The sequence below is a fragment of the Methanobrevibacter sp. genome (genome assembly GCF_030539665.1).
Taxonomy (GTDB): Archaea; Methanobacteriota; Methanobacteria; order Methanobacteriales; family Methanobacteriaceae; genus Methanocatella.
In genome coordinates this window covers 269,598-285,085 of sequence record NZ_JAUNXR010000002.1, presented here as the reverse complement: position 1 = coordinate 285,085, position 15,488 = coordinate 269,598, and the positions used below count along the sequence as shown (strand labels likewise).

Annotated in this window: 15 protein-coding genes; all 15 read left to right on the top strand. The window is 31.6% G+C overall.

All coding sequences use genetic code 11. From position 1 onward, the window contains the following. The 15 genes from rfbC to Q4P18_RS03845 all read left to right on the top strand — a co-directional run bounded on the left by rfbC (position 1) and on the right by Q4P18_RS03845 (position 15,478). Complete coding sequence (gene rfbC, locus Q4P18_RS03915) at positions 1-567, top strand: dTDP-4-dehydrorhamnose 3,5-epimerase (RefSeq protein ID WP_303335839.1); 567 nt, start codon at positions 1-3, stop codon at positions 565-567. Further along, positions 568-1,572: a dTDP-glucose 4,6-dehydratase gene (gene rfbB, locus Q4P18_RS03910; protein ID WP_303335836.1), complete on the top strand. Its 1,005-nt coding sequence runs from the start codon at positions 568-570 to the stop codon at positions 1,570-1,572. A 20-nt stretch (positions 1,573-1,592) separates the two neighbouring features. Continuing rightward, entirely contained in the window at positions 1,593-3,005 is a 1,413-nt protein-coding gene (locus Q4P18_RS03905; protein ID WP_303335835.1) for a glycosyltransferase family 2 protein, read from the top strand. Positions 3,006-3,173: 168 nt separating this feature from the next. Next, complete coding sequence (locus tag Q4P18_RS03900) at positions 3,174-3,497, top strand: hypothetical protein (protein ID WP_303335832.1); 324 nt, start codon at positions 3,174-3,176, stop codon at positions 3,495-3,497. A 4-nt stretch (positions 3,498-3,501) separates the two neighbouring features. Beyond that, entirely contained in the window at positions 3,502-3,768 is a 267-nt protein-coding gene (locus tag Q4P18_RS03895; RefSeq protein ID WP_303335829.1) for a hypothetical protein, read from the top strand. A 131-nt stretch (positions 3,769-3,899) separates the two neighbouring features. Further along, positions 3,900-5,468: a glycosyltransferase gene (locus tag Q4P18_RS03890; protein ID WP_303335826.1), complete on the top strand. Its 1,569-nt coding sequence runs from the start codon at positions 3,900-3,902 to the stop codon at positions 5,466-5,468. Then, on the top strand, positions 5,465-6,502 hold the full coding sequence (locus Q4P18_RS03885; protein WP_303335824.1) for a glycosyltransferase family 2 protein: 1,038 nt from the start codon (positions 5,465-5,467) through the stop codon (positions 6,500-6,502). Before Q4P18_RS03890 ends, Q4P18_RS03885 begins: the two co-directional genes overlap by 4 nt. A 1-nt stretch (position 6,503) precedes the next feature. Further along, positions 6,504-7,538 carry a glycosyltransferase family 2 protein gene (locus tag Q4P18_RS03880; RefSeq protein ID WP_303335821.1) on the top strand — a complete coding sequence of 345 codons (1,035 nt, stop codon included), beginning with the start codon at positions 6,504-6,506 and terminating at the stop codon, positions 7,536-7,538. 67 nt (positions 7,539-7,605) lie between these two features. Beyond that, complete coding sequence (locus Q4P18_RS03875; protein ID WP_303335818.1) at positions 7,606-8,391, top strand: ABC transporter permease; 786 nt, start codon at positions 7,606-7,608, stop codon at positions 8,389-8,391. Positions 8,392-8,401: 10 nt separating this feature from the next. After that, positions 8,402-10,159, top strand: a complete 1,758-nt coding sequence (locus Q4P18_RS03870; protein ID WP_303335815.1) for an ABC transporter ATP-binding protein — start codon at positions 8,402-8,404, stop codon at positions 10,157-10,159. 2 nt (positions 10,160-10,161) lie between these two features. Continuing rightward, entirely contained in the window at positions 10,162-11,235 is a 1,074-nt protein-coding gene (locus tag Q4P18_RS03865) for a CDP-glycerol glycerophosphotransferase family protein (RefSeq protein ID WP_303335812.1), read from the top strand. A 12-nt stretch (positions 11,236-11,247) separates the two neighbouring features. Next, a complete protein-coding gene (locus Q4P18_RS03860) occupies positions 11,248-12,219 on the top strand; it encodes a glycosyltransferase family 2 protein (protein WP_303335810.1) in 972 nt (323 codons plus the stop codon). Beyond that, complete coding sequence (locus Q4P18_RS03855; protein WP_303335808.1) at positions 12,216-13,172, top strand: glycosyltransferase family 2 protein; 957 nt, start codon at positions 12,216-12,218, stop codon at positions 13,170-13,172. Before Q4P18_RS03860 ends, Q4P18_RS03855 begins: the two co-directional genes overlap by 4 nt. A gap of 4 nt (positions 13,173-13,176) precedes the next feature. Next, positions 13,177-14,031 (top strand): glycosyltransferase family 2 protein, encoded by an 855-nt coding sequence (locus Q4P18_RS03850; protein ID WP_303335805.1) that lies wholly within the window; start codon positions 13,177-13,179, stop codon positions 14,029-14,031. Between the two features lie 43 nt (positions 14,032-14,074). Continuing rightward, positions 14,075-15,478: an undecaprenyl-phosphate glucose phosphotransferase gene (locus Q4P18_RS03845; RefSeq protein ID WP_303335801.1), complete on the top strand. Its 1,404-nt coding sequence runs from the start codon at positions 14,075-14,077 to the stop codon at positions 15,476-15,478. The last annotated feature ends 10 nt before the right edge of the window (positions 15,479-15,488 follow it).

Sequence of the window (15,488 nt, the reverse complement as noted above, 5' to 3'; positions counted from 1 at the left end):
ATGGGACAATTTAAATTCACAGATACGGATATAGATGGAATGTTTTTAGTAGAACCTGCGGTATTTGAAGATAACAGAGGCTCTTTTATGGAAACATATAATGAGGCAGACTTTAAAAATGCAGGGCATGATTTGACATTTGTGCAAGACAATCAATCAAAATCATCAAAAGGAGTTTTAAGAGGACTTCATTTTCAAATCAATTATCCTCAAGGAAAACTTGTTCGTGTAATTAAAGGAGAGGTTTTTGACGTTGGGGTTGACTTGAGAGAAGGCTCAAAAACTTATGGGCAATGGTTTGGAGCAATATTGTCAGAAGAAAATAAAAAACAGCTATTCATTCCAGAAGGATTTGCACATGGATTTTTAGTGCTATCAGATGAAGCAGAGTTCGTATACAAATGCACTGACTTCTATCATGGTGACGATGAAGGAGGTATTAAGTGGAATGATGAATCTATAGCTGTTGAATGGCCTTTAGAGGGTATTGATGAAATTATATTGTCTGAAAAGGATGAAAAATGGCTGACCTTAGATGAAAATCCAATTAGTTTTAAGGTGATTTAATTGACTAAAATATTGATTACTGGCGGGGCAGGATTTATCGGCAGCAATTTTGTAAGATATGTTGCAGACAAATATCCTGATTATGAAATTGTTAATTTAGATTTGCTTACCTATTGCGGAAATCTTGAAAATCTTAAAGATATCGAGTTTAATAGTAATTATAGCTTTGTTAAGGGTAACATCGCTGATAAGGACTTGGTTTCAGATGTAATGAAGGATTGTGACTATGTCGTAAATTTTGCAGCTGAAAGCCATGTGGACAGAAGCATTGAAGATCCTGAAATTTTTGTCAAATCCAATGTTTTGGGAACCCAGGTTCTTTTAGACGCAGCTCGCAAGGCTAATGTGGAAAAATATGTTCAGATATCCACAGACGAAGTTTATGGAAGTTTAGGACCTGAAGGATACTTTACAGAAGACTCTCCACTAAAACCAAATAGCCCATATTCCGCTTCTAAGGCGGGTGCGGACTTGATTGTACGCTCTTACCATAATACTTTCGGAATGCCTGTAAATATCACTCGCTGTTCCAACAATTATGGTCCTTACCAATTTCCTGAAAAGCTAATTCCGCTAATGATTTCAAACGCCCTTGAAGATAAGTCTCTTCCTGTTTATGGGGATGGAAAGAACATACGTGACTGGCTGCATGTTTATGATCATTGTACAGCTGTTGATTTAGTATTGCATGATGCAAATGCAGGTGAAGTCTATAATATTGGCGGGAACAATGAAAAACAAAATATTGACATTGTCAAACTGATTTTAAAGGATTTGGGTAAAGATGAATCTTTAATAAAATTTGTAAAGGATAGATTGGGTCATGATAGGCGCTATGCAATTGACTCTACTAAAATTCAAGAGGAACTTGGATGGAAACCTAAATACACTTTTGAAGAGGGAATTAAAGAAACCATTCAATGGTATTTGGATAATCAAGAGTGGATTGAACAGGTTAAATCAGGCGAATATCAGGAATATTACAGAAAAATGTATTTGGGATAATTAACTTTAAGGGGTATAGCGTGTCTTCTCAGATTAGTGTTGTAATTCCAGTGTATAATCAGGAAAAATATCTTAAAGAATGTTTGGATAGTGTTGTAAATCAGACAATAGGTATTGAAAATATTGAAGTAATAGCAGTCAATGACAAGAGTACTGATAAATCTTTAGATATTCTAAATGAATATGCAAATAAATATCCATCATTTAAAATAATCAGTCACGAAGAAAATAAAGGTGCTGGAGCTGCTAAAAATACTGGAATTAAACATGTGACTTCTGATTATCTTACTTTTTTGGATAGTGATGATTTTCTGGAAAAAGATGCATTAAAAAGCTCTTTAAATCTTATTAAAGATAACAATTGCGATTTATTATTGTTTAATTGGAAATTGTATCCGATAGATGAAGAGTCAATCCATAAGCCAAATATTGCTAAAAATCAAATAATCGAATCAATATCTGAAATGCCTGCCTTGATTTATGCCACATCCACAGGAAGTAAAATATTTCATAAAAGCTTATATGGGTTTTTGAACTTTTCAGACATTTCTTATGATGACAATATCATGAGCGTTGAATCATTATTAAATTCAAGGAGAACTTTCCTGTCAGAAAACATTGGATATTTCTATAGAAAAAATTCCGAATCGGTTACAAGCAAAATCACTCTTAAAAGCCCATTGGACCTGGCAATTTCCATTGGGGAACTTTTTGACTTGGCTGATGTTTATCAAAAGGAAGGCAAATATATCCGGCTGCTAATTTTAAAATTCATGGATGATATCTTATTCTGGCTATATCATTATGATTGGTCTTCAGATGAAAAATTGAAAATAGTCAACTCTCTCAATAATCTTGGAGATATTTCTAAACAGGATATTGAATTTTACAACGAGTTAAACTCTTCTAAATTATTGTACGGTGAAGACATTCTTGATTTGGGCAAGTATGGTGCGCAGGAATTCCTTGACAAGTATGAAGAATACAATAAATCAAGACTCATAGGCGTGGCCAAACTTTATGTTGATACGGGCAATGGTTTTAATGAAAACGAGTCAATTGAAGTCGTTTTCAACAATGAGGAGGAGAATGAGATTTCTTTTAATTTAAATTCATTTGAAAATGTTAGGAGGTTACGTTTCGATCCAATCAGCGATGAATACGTTAAGGTACATATTTCTAATATTGAATCCGACTGTAGAAAAATTAAGATTGCATCTTCAAATTGTGACAATGGCCTAGATGATATATATCAATATTTCAATACTCATGACCCAATGTATATTTTAACAGGGGATTTTGACTTAATTTCTTATATTAAATTCAGTTTTAGCTTAAATTTGCTCAATGATTTGGAATTGAAGGAGCTGCTTAGGAAAAAAAATAAATTTGTCGGCACTGTCAAATCCATTATCAAAAATAAATTTTTTTAGGAAGATTCTTTATAAATGCAATCATGAAAAATTGCAATTAATATTTTTATTTATAAATTAATCCTGTTATTCCATATTAATTTATATACTTTGAATGTTTAATAATAAGTATTGTTAGTATGGAAGATACTTTCCGTACTGATAGGGATATATTAAAATGGTGGTTAAATGTTAGAATTTTTAGCAGCATATTTGCCGTTATTAGGATTATTGATTTTCGGTAATATCGAAAACTTAGTTTTAGCTTCTCAGGGAGTTGTTGCTGGTGCAAAACCTCTTAGGTTAAGTATTTTAAGTATTCTCTGTGTTATTCTGTGGTTAATTGTAGGTACTTTCGGTACTCAAATAGCATTACAATATTCTAATATAATAGAATTCATTGGTGGTTTGGCAATATTTGTCTTAGGTATTCAAGCAATGCTTGATGCTAGAAAAGATGTTGAAACTGAAGAGGAGATTATTGAAGAATATGTAGAGGAGAGGAACAGGTGATAATATGGCAGGTGAATTTAAACAGTTTTTAGGATTATTATTGCTTGGAAACATTGAAAACTTAATTTTAGCTTCTCAGGGAGTAGTTTTACATCTTGATCCTTTAGTTGTAGGAATTTTAAGTCTTATTTTCGTAGTTATGTGGTTGGCTGTAGGTACATTTGGTACTAAAGCGGCTCTTAAGCATGCAAATCTCATAACATTCGTTGGAGGTCTTGCGATATTTCTTTTAGGTCTTCAATCCATGTTGAGTGCAGTAGGTTTAATTTAAATAAAGGAGTTTTTAATCTAAATACTAGTTTAAAAACTTTTTTATAAACTTTTTTTTCAATATATTTAATTAATATTAATAAAATAATCTTAATTGTAATTTTTAGCTATAATCAAGAGTAACAGATTTTTATGAATTTTAAGAATAGATTATTTTCCAGATTGCCTTTTTTATATATCTCAAAAAAAGTAAATGATAAGAATGAAGCTAAATTCATTTATGAAGGCTATAAGGCAATTAAAGATCAAAATCTCTTTGATGAGGGGTTTTATTTGGAAAAGTATCCCAAGACATCTTCTATGGATCCGCTTTTGCACTACCTGTTTTTTGGCTTTGATGAAGGAAAAAGGCCAAATGAGGATTTTGACGGTGCTTTTTATGCAAATAAATATGATGTTGACATAAATCCGTTAATCCACTATGCGTTGATAGGTCGAAATAAGGGTTATAGCTATAAGCTCGAAGATTTTAACTTATCTGATTTTAGAAACGATTCCAAAAAGGCCATTCTATTTATTCTCCATGAAAAGATAAGTAATGTAGGTGGAACAGGATTCACAAGTCTTGATATAATAAAATCATTGGGAGACAACTATAAAAAGTTCATTTTAACATCCTCTGGCGAAGAAGTGGAGTTATGGGAATATTCCGATAAGCTAGACAAGATGGCCCAATGGAAAGTTGAAACTTCAAACATCCATGCTTTGATAGATCTGGATAAGAGCTCCAAAATCATTTCCAAAAATTTTGAAGAAAGCCTATTCAATGAGGATTTGCATGATATTTATGCTGAAATCTTGTCAAAATTAGACATAGACATTATTCATATCAATCATTTAATCAACAATAGCTTTGATATTTTTAAATTAGCTGACGAATTCGATATTGAATATTTGATTAGTGTACATGACTTCTACTATTGCTGCCCTTCAATCCATCTTTTAGACAGGAATTTGAATTTCTGCAATTTGGACTGCTGCAGCAATTGTGCTATCGATATTGACGATGAGGGAAAGTTAGATGAAGTGGTTGAAATATGGCGCAGGCACTGTCTAAAGGCACTTGATGGAGCATATCTGAATATCTTCCCATCAGAATCATCATTGGAGCTCTATAGAAAATTTTATCCTAAGTTATCAAATTTTAGAGTAATCGAACACGGAAGGGATATTGAAAAGATAACTGCAAATCCGACATTTCCTGAAGATAAGATTAGAATTCTATTTCCAGGATTCATTTCCCAGCACAAGGGTTCCCTTTTAATTGAATCTTTAAACAAGGTTGATGACAACAGAATAGAATTTCATTTTATGGGAACTACAATTCCAAACCTTAGCTTTGGAGTTAACCATGGCAGATACAAACGTGAGGATTTTGGAAACATTGTAAAAGAGATAAGTCCAAATTTTATTGGTATAATGTCAGTTTGCCCCGAAACCTATTCCCATACATTAACTGAAGCAATTTCCACTGGAATTCCAATTATAGCTACTGATTTGGGGGCCCAAAAGGAAAGGGTTGAAAAGTATGACATTGGCTGGATAGTGAATCATAGGGATTCTGCAGATATTTATAACAGGATAATCAATATTTCAAAAGAGGATTATGAAAAGAAAGCCAATAACATTTCAAAGGTAGATTTAAAAAGCTTTGATGAAATGATTGGCGAGTACAATGAAATCTATGAGGGGATTCAATGAAAATAACTGTTGTAATTCCAACATACAATACTGGCCATAGGCTGTATGATTTATTTGATTCAATAAGGGCTCAAACTCTTGGCTTTGAAAATATAGAGGTTATTTTCGTCGATGACAATTCATCCGATGACCTTACCTTGGACATTTTGGATAAGCTAAATACATTTGACAACGTTTCCGTCGTTAAGTTGAAGGAGAATTCCGGTTTTCCTGGTAGGGGCCGTAATATTGGTTTGGGCATGGCTCAGGGAGAGTTTGTCATTTTTTCCGATCATGATGACACCTACAATGAGGACGCATTTGAAAAGATGTATGAAGAAATGGTTTTCAATGATTCTGACATGGTTGTAGCCAATTTCAATCAGGTTAACAAAGGAAAGATTAATCATTTTAATTCAGGAATTAAGGAAAGAATAACGATTGAAAGTTTTAAAGATGATTTGGATATATTTCAAATTCCTGCAGCAATTTGGACAAGGATGTTTAGAAAGGAGTTTTTAACAAGCAATGATATCTTCTTTTTGGAGGGGATGCTTTGTGAGGATGTTTATGTTGCAACATTAGCTAATTTCAAGGCCAAAAATATTGTTTATCTGCCTAATACCTATGCCTACAACTACAGCATCAGGGATTCTGAAGGGGACAGGTCCACAATTCACCTGAGAAACAGGAAGTATATTGAGGCTATTCTGGACGGCTATTTTGAAATTTGCAAGTGGCTGGATGAAAATTATCCAGAATACGGCAAAAACATATTTAAAAAGCATTTGACTTCTTGGATTTATACAATTGTTTTAAGCGAGATATCTGATGAGGACAGATTTGAACTGTTTAAAAGGGCACAGATTATCTTTAAAAAATATTACAGGGAGGATCCTTATTTTAAAGGAAAATATAATAAATTGGTAAAATATATTTTAAATGGGGATTTCGACCAAGCCGTTGCGGAATCAAGAGAAATTGCAAAAAACCAGGACAATATGAACCATAGAAAAGGTTTGTTCAAAAGAATAAAAAATAAGTTTTCCAGATAATATGAATAACTATAAGATAACCGTTGTTGTACCAACCTATAATACTGGCAAAGGCATTTATGATTTATTTGATTCTATCAAAAGCCAAACCATGGGCTTTGAGAATATTGAAGTTATTTTCGTTGATGACAATTCTCCAGATGAAGAAACATTAGCTATTTTAAGTGAATTGGATTCTTACAGCAATGTTTCTGTCGTTAAATTGAAGGAGAATTCCGGTTTTCCTGGTAGGGGCCGTAATATTGGGTTGGACATGGCTAAGGGGGAGTTTGTCATTTTCTGCGATCATGATGATACTTACAATGAGGGTGCATTTGAAAGAATGTACGATGAGATAACATCAAATGGTGCAGATCTGGTTTTTACAAACTACTTTAGGGTTTATCCAGATAGAAAAGATAAGGAAAAAACAGTTTTTGATGGGGAGAATATCATAATTGGAAATGTTGAAGAGGATTTGAGATTGTTCGAATTAAGCCCAAGCATATGGACAAAGCTGTTTAGAAAGGAGTTTTTAACAAGCAACAACATCTCATTTTTGGAGGGAATGCTTGGAGAGGATTTGGAACTCTTCATTCATGCAATTCTATTATCAAATAAAACAATATATTTGGATGATTTCTATAGTTACAATTACTCCATTAGGGATTCTGATGAGGACAAATCTACAATTCATTTAAGAAATAAGCTAATATTTTCCAAAATGATTGAAGGATATTATAAAACTGAAGAATTGCTGTCCAATTTAAATAAGGAAGAGTATTTTGACCTGGTTTTCAAAAAGCATTTTGTTTATTTCCTGACAAATCTAGTCAAAAGCAATATTTCCGATGATGATAAGAGGGAGCTGCTGATAGCTATTAACCCGATTCTTAAAAGGGAGCTACTTATTTCTCCAAATCTTGATGAAAGAATTTTCAATGGTTTGGCCAGGCATTTGTCAAATAATCAGATTGATGAAGCAGTTAAAGAAATGAATAAAATCAAAAAAATTAGAAGAATTAAGAATAAGGTAAAAAGTTTCTTAAAATTCTAATAATTTTTATATAATAAAATCTTAAATAATAATATTAAGTTTAATTAATTTATTTTTAGGTTTTTAAATGTTTAATGATAAGCAATTGTTTAAAAATTTTTCCAAATATTCTTTTTTATTGAGAGAACTTGTTAAAAGGGATGTGAGTGGAAAATATAAGGATTCAACATTGGGGTTCTTATGGAGTTTTTTAAACCCTCTTTTATCAATGATTGTATTAACAATTGTATTTTCATTTATTTTTGGAAAAACCATTAAAAATTTCCCAGTTTATTTGTTATGTGGTAAATTATTATTTGATTTCTTTGCAGCTGGGACAAATGGTGCTATGAATTCCATTAAAGGAAATGCAGCCATTATTAAAAAGATTTATGTTCCAAAATATATGTTTTCGGTTGGAATAATCTGTTCCGAATTTGTAAATTTCCTAATATCTCTTGTAGTGCTTGTAGCGGTAATGATTGTTACAAAGGCTCCATTTTACTGGTCTTTGATTTATGCTCCAATTCCAATATTCTTCCTAGTTATATTGATATTTGGTGTTGGTTTGATTTTAGCTACAGCTACAACATTTTTCACTGATATTAAATATCTTTACGGGGTTCTTGTAATGTTATTGGCTTATATGACTCCAATTTTCTATCCGATTTCTATTATTCCAAAGCAATTTATATTTTTCTTTAAATTGAATCCTCTTTATGCTGCAGTAACTTCATTTAGGGATATTGTACTCAACGGTACATTTCCGGGAACTGGGACATTGTTATATTTAATAGCATCATCAATCGTATCATTAATAATAGGTATTTATGTATTTAGAAAATATCAAAACAAATTTATCTTTAATCTATAGGTGTGTTTAAATGATTAGTCAAGTTAGATATCCAGGTAGTGTTATTCAAAAAGAATCTGAGAATGATGGTAGTTGGGTTGATTTAGATAATATAAAGCTTGACGATTGGGAAAAGTTATCTTCATGTGATCTTAAACCACACCAAAAACCGGCTCCTTTATTTTTATCAGATTTTGATTTTAATATTCCAGAAAAGGCTATTATAACACAAATTATTGTGGAACATGATTTTTCTAAAGAGAATAATTTTGATTTGATAGTGGTAAACCCTCCTTTCATCACTTTAGGAGAGGTTAAGAAGGAATCTCATGTTGTGGCTTCAATCTATCCTGCCAATAGGTCCGTTGTTTTTCAGAAAAATGAATTTGGCTTAACATATGAGGACGTTAACAGAAAGGACTTTGGAATTGAAATAGAATTTCCAGAAAACATCTCAAAGAATGAGGGAAGGCTTCTTCTAGATTTCGTTCGTATTAAGGTAATCTATGACTTCCCTATGTACATCCTATCAACAGGGGAATCAAACCCTACTTTTCCGACTGAAGATAATCCATTGCAGAAGGTTGAAGGGGATCTTCTCCAGTACAACATAACCTTTAGAAATACCAACGGTCTCTTGAAGGACAAGCAGGCAGTCAAAATCAATCTTCCTGATGGATTGGAGCTAGTCAAATATAAATTCAAGTCTCACAAGGTCAATAGGTTGGATGCCGATCAGGTAAAGGTATATGAGGATGAGCTGGATGAGGAAAACATGATTTGGTATCCTTCTGTAAGGGGACAGAGTTTTTCAACTTTAAAATTAATTATAAAAGGAGCTCGTGAAGGAACTTATGCAATAAGTTCATCCAACAAATATACGGGTGAATCTAAAGATTTTCATGTGAAAGTTTATCCAAAAGGTTCAGATATTGGCAAAAATGAGTTTGAAAAGGCTAGAATCAAGCCTGAAACTGTTTCAGCGGCCGAAAAGGAACTTGCAGAGCTTGAAAAGGAAACTTCTATTAAAGTAGACAACGTTTCTATGGAATTTGAATTGCCTCAGGAAAAAATTGATAATCTTAAGGAGTATGTCATTAAATTTATCAAAAGAGAGATAAAACCTAAAGAACATTTCAAAGCTTTGGATAATGTTTCATTTGAAATAAAAAAAGGAGAAAGAGTTGGAATTATAGGATTTAATGGTGCCGGTAAGAGTACTTTATTAAAAGTTCTTTCTGGTGTATATAAACCGACTGCAGGCACTACTGAAGTTAAAGGCAAGGTGGCACCTCTTCTAGAGCTAGGTGCAGGTTTTGACCATAATTACAGCGGTCGTGAAAATATATTTTTAAACGGTTCCATTTTAGGATATTCTAGAAAATTTCTAGAAACAAAATATGATGAGATTCTAGAATTTTCAGAGCTTGGGGAGTTTATTGAAGTTCCTATTAAGAATTATTCTTCTGGTATGAAGGCTAAGTTAGGATTTGCAGTAGCTACTGTTGTCGATCCCGAAATATTGATTTTAGATGAAGTTCTTTCTGTTGGGGATGTAAGATTCCAGAAAAAAAGTGGAGATAAGATAAAGTCAATGATGGAGTCTGGAACAACCGTAATATTGGTATCACATTCAACAGCTAAGATAAGGGAGTTATGCACTCGTGCTATCTGGCTTGATAAAGGAAAATTGGTCATGGATGGAGATGTAGATTATGTATGTGATGCTTATATTGAAGCAGCTAAAAAAGCATCCGACGATGAACTTAAAGATTTAGAAATTGTGTAACCATGTCCTTTAAACATAAAATATTTGGGTTTATTTTTAACAGTGTTTCAAGTTCCAATATTGATGAAAATTTAGTTTCATTTATCATTGACGATAATAAGTCTTTTATTTCTAATTTTAAACATGTTGAAGATGAATTCAAAAAAAGAGGAGATTTTGAATTCTTCTTTTACAATAAAAATAGATTGTCAATTAAGGATTTGAAGACACTTTCCAAATCAAAATACGTTTTTTTGAATGATAATTTTCTGGCAATGGCCAACATGAAGTTCAATGAAGGTACTGTTATAACACAGCTGTGGCATGCACCTGGAGCATTTAAGAAGTTTGGAGCTTCCAGCAGCAACAATAAAAAAGAAATAGAATTGATTAAAAAATCTAATGAAAATATTACCTATCTGATTAACACTTCTAAAAATATAGCTGACTTTTATCAAGAAGCTTTCCAAATTGACAAATCAAAAATAAAATCATTGGGAATTCCCAGGATGGATTATTATTTTAAAAAGCATGATGATTTAAGGGAGAAATTTGATAATAGATTTCCTCAAGCCAAAGGCAAGAAAATCGTATTGTATGCGCCTACATTCAGAGACAATGAATATAACAATGATGTCTTTAATTTTTTTGATTTGGATGAATTCAATGATAGGCTGGGGGAGGATTATGTTTTAGCATTGAGGCTCCACCCTAAAATCAAAAAGTTCTATGAAGGAATGATAGGTTCTGATGAGAATTTAATTAATGTTTCAGGTGTTGAAAATGAACAGGAGTTGCTGATGATTTCTGATTTATTGATATCTGACTATTCTTCTATGGCTGTCGAGTTTGCAGCATTGGACAAGCCAGTCATTTTATTCGCTTATGATTTGGATAATTATCTGTCAAATGAAAGGGGATTCTATTTTGATTTTGATGAGATGTCTCCAGGAAAGGTTGTGAAGACCAGTGATGAGTTAATTGGATGCATCGAAAGCAAGGATTTCAAAATCAATAATTCCAAGTTTTTAGAAAATCAATTTGATAGGATTGACGGCAAATCATCTGAGAGGATTGTAGATTTACTTTTAAAATAATGGGGCATTATTATGAATATTGATGTGAGTGTTATCATTCCAGTTTATAATTCTTCTAAATATATATCAGAAACATTGGATTCAGTCATTAATCAGGATTTTAATAGTTTTGAATTGATAATTGTTAATGATGGATCAGTTGATAATAGCCTGGATATTATAAAAAACACTTTAAAAGATTCAAAAATATATTATACTATTATAAATCAAGAAAATAATGGAGTAAGTCATGCTCGTAATGTTGGAATTGAAAATGCAAAAGGACAATACGTCATTTTTGTCGATGATGACGATATAATAGCTAAAAATCATATAAGTTGCTTATTTGAAAATGCTAATGGTAATGATGGGAGCTTTACGGAAATGCTTAAGATTACCGAAAAGGGTGAAATTGTCGGTGATCAGGAATTGTATCTTTCTATTGACGGTAAAAACAGAATTTCATCAAAAGATTTAATAAAATTAGAGCTTACTATGAATATTCCATTTAGTTTTTGTCAAATAATGTATAAAAAAGAATTAATAACAGAAAAATTCAATGAAAATGCAATTTATGGTGAGGATACCGAATTTGTTCTGAAAAATCTAATAAATGCAAATGTCTTGGGAATTTGCCCAAAACCGACTTATTTCTACAGGCAAAGAGAGAATTCAGCAACTGGTAAAGCGGACTTTAAACGGTTTGAAATTGTTGATATTTTTGAAAATCTGGCCAGATATTACGAAAAAAACAATTTAAACGATTTGGCTGAATTAATCATAACAAACAGAATTCCAAAAGCGATTTTTGGAAATCTGATGTATTTCTTTTATCATGACTATGAATTTAATCAATTAATGAATGTAATGAAACAATTAGATCTACTAATAAAACTTAAAAATTTTAAAGGAGAAAGTAAATTTAGATTTAAAATAAAATTATTCTTACTAAATCCAAAATTATATTATAGAGCATGGAAAACCTTTAAGGATGGAATTGAATGAAAGTTTCTGTAGTAACTCCTAATTTTAATGGTGAAAAATTCTTAAAAGACTATTTTGATTCTCTTAATTTAAATTCTAAATACATTGGAGAAGTTATAATGGTAGATAATGGATCCAGTGACAATAGCGTAGAGTTTATCAAGAAATATCCAAAGGATTTTGACTTTAAGCTGATTGAAAACAAGGAAAATCTGGGCTTTGCAAAGGCAACAAATCAGGCTATTGAAGCTTCCAAATATCCTTATGTATTCTCTTTAAACAATGATGTAAAACTGGAATCGGATACCATTGAAGAGCTGTTGAAACTAATAAAAACCGATGAAAGAATATTTTCTCTTTCATCAAAGATGATTCAAATGGACTATCCTAATCTGATTGATGATGCGGGGGATAGCTACACTTTACTTGCATATACTCAAAAAATAGGTGATAACAAACCATCAAGCGAATTCAATGAGGTTTGTGAAGTTTTTTCAAGTTGTGCCGGAGCTGCACTTTATAGAAAATCAATATTAGATGAAATAGGATTGTTTGACGAAAACTTCTTTGCATATATGGAAGATGTGGATTTGTCATATAGGGCCAAAATCAACGGGTATAGAAATGTCTACTGTCCAAAGGCCATTGTTTATCATAAGGGAAGCGGAACTTCCGGTAGCAGATACAATGAATTTAAAATTAGGCTGGCTGCAAGAAATAACGTTTGGGTGGTTTATAAAAATCTGCCAATTCCACAAAAGATTTTGAATATCGGATTTTTAATTTTGGGTTTTTTAATCAAATATTTGTTCTTCAAAAGAAAAGGGTATGGGGACATTTATCTTAAGGGCCTTCGGGAAGGCTTGGATAATAAAGAAAAAATTAATAAAGTAAAATTCAAATCTAAAAATATCAAGAACTATTTTAAGATTGAAGGCCAATTAATAAAAAACACATTCAAACTTTTAAAGTGATAATATGGATCTTTCTGTTATAATTGTAAATTATAATACATTTGAGCTTACAAGAGACACTATTAACTCAATTCTAAAATATGACTATCCTTTTACAGTTGAAATCATTGTTACTGATAACAATTCAACAGACGATAGCTTATCAAAGCTTAAGAATTTCTTTAAAGATACAAGTGTCAAATTCATAAAGTCAGATGAAAATTTAGGTTTTGCTGCAGGCAACAACATTGCAATTAAACAATCTAAAGGGAGATACATACTACTTTTAAACTCAGATACAATTATTAAAAAGAACACTCTTGAAAATATTTATAATTATATGGAAAAACATCAGGATGTAGGGGCGGTAGGATGTAAGGTGCTTCTGGAAAACGGGGAATTGGATAAGGCTTGCAAAAGATCATTTCCAAATCCCGCCAATGCGTTTTCAAGATTATTCTATATAAAAACCAATCACAATGACTATAATTTGGATAATCTTGACGACGATGGGATATATGAAATTGATTGCCTTACAGGAGCCTTCATGTTTATAAGAAGGGAAGCTTTGCAGGATTCAGGCCTTCTTGATGAGACATTTTTCATGTATGGTGAAGATATTGATCTCTGTTATAGAATAAAGCAGAACGGATGGAAAATCATCTATTACGGTCAATCCGAGATACTCCATTATAAAGGAGCCAGCAGCAAAAAGCAAAAATCCAAGCTGATATATGAATTTTATAGGGCAATGTATATTTACTATAAAAAACATTTATATAATGATAATTCATTTTTCATGAATATTACTGTATTTTTAGGTATAGCTTTATTATGTTTTTCAAAGCTATTTTTAAACTTGTTTAAAAGAAAAAATTAATTAGTATTTTAATAAAAATAGTAGTTAAGGGTGTAGTATTACTATGATAAAACAGAATCAAAAAGCTTTCAATTTGCTTTTAGTTTTAATTGACGTATTGATGTTGTCTTTTTCATTATTGTGCGCATGGTTATTACGTTTTAAAACTACATTATTTGGGCCTATTGGAGGACACTTAAGTTTCGAACAATATTTGATTTTTCTTATACTTGCTGTTATTCCAACATATTTAATACTATACTTCTCTTTTGGTTTGTATAAACCATTCAGATCTCATAGAACAATATTTAAAGAAGCAACAGGAATCATAAAGGTAAATATAGTTGCATTTATTGTTCTTGTAGCTGTTTTGTTTATTATCAATGAACCTAACTTTTCTAGAATATTATTAATACTTTTAGCTATCATTGCCACATTCTTTGGTATTATTGAGAGATTTGTATTAAGAAGTATTTTAAAGCGTATTCGTTCCAATAACAAAAATCAAAAACATATCCTTGTTGTTGGAGACAATGATCTTGCATTTAACTTCGCCCAAAAAATTCGCAACAATCCATATTTGGGTTTTAAAATCAGTGGATTTTTAGGCCGTAAAGATAGGGTGGGGTTAGAAATAGAAGGAAGTAAGATTATTGGCAGTTTTAATGATTTGGAAGAGGTACTTGAAAATAACGATTTTGATAGGGTTGTTTTAGCTATCCCATTAAAATATTATTATAAGATTGATAGCCTTGTAGCTAGCTGTGAAAAGGTGGGGATAAAAGCGGAGATTATTCCGGATTATTATCAATATTTCCCTGCAAGACCTTCCATAGACATGATTGAAGACATGCCGATTATCAACATCAGATATGTTCCTTTGAATGATGCATTCAATAAAGTTCTTAAAACAGTTTCTGATTATATTATTGCAATTATAGCTATTATTATAACTTCTCCTATTATGATTTTTACTGCAATAGCTATTAAACTAACATCAAAAGGGCCAATTATTTTTAAACAGGAAAGAATTGGCCATAATGGAAAATCATTCATGATGTACAAGTTTAGAAGTATGAAGGTTCAGGATCCTAATGAGGAGAAACATGAATGGACAACAAAAGATGATCCTAGAAAAACAAAAATAGGATCTTTTATTAGAAAGACAAGTATTGATGAATTGCCTCAATTTTTCAATGTTTTAAAAGGTGAGATGAGTGTTGTAGGTCCTAGACCGGAAAGGCCATATTTTGTTAATGAATTTAAAGAAAAAATACCAAAATACATGATTAAACATCAAGTTAAACCTGGACTGACTGGCTGGGCTCAAATTCATGGTTGTAGAGGTAATACTTCTATTAAAAAACGTATAGAGTATGATATTGAATATGTAGAGCACTGGCATATGGGATTAGACCTTGGTATTATGATTAAGACCATTTTAAAGAAAAATCCTAATGCATATTGATTTTTTTATT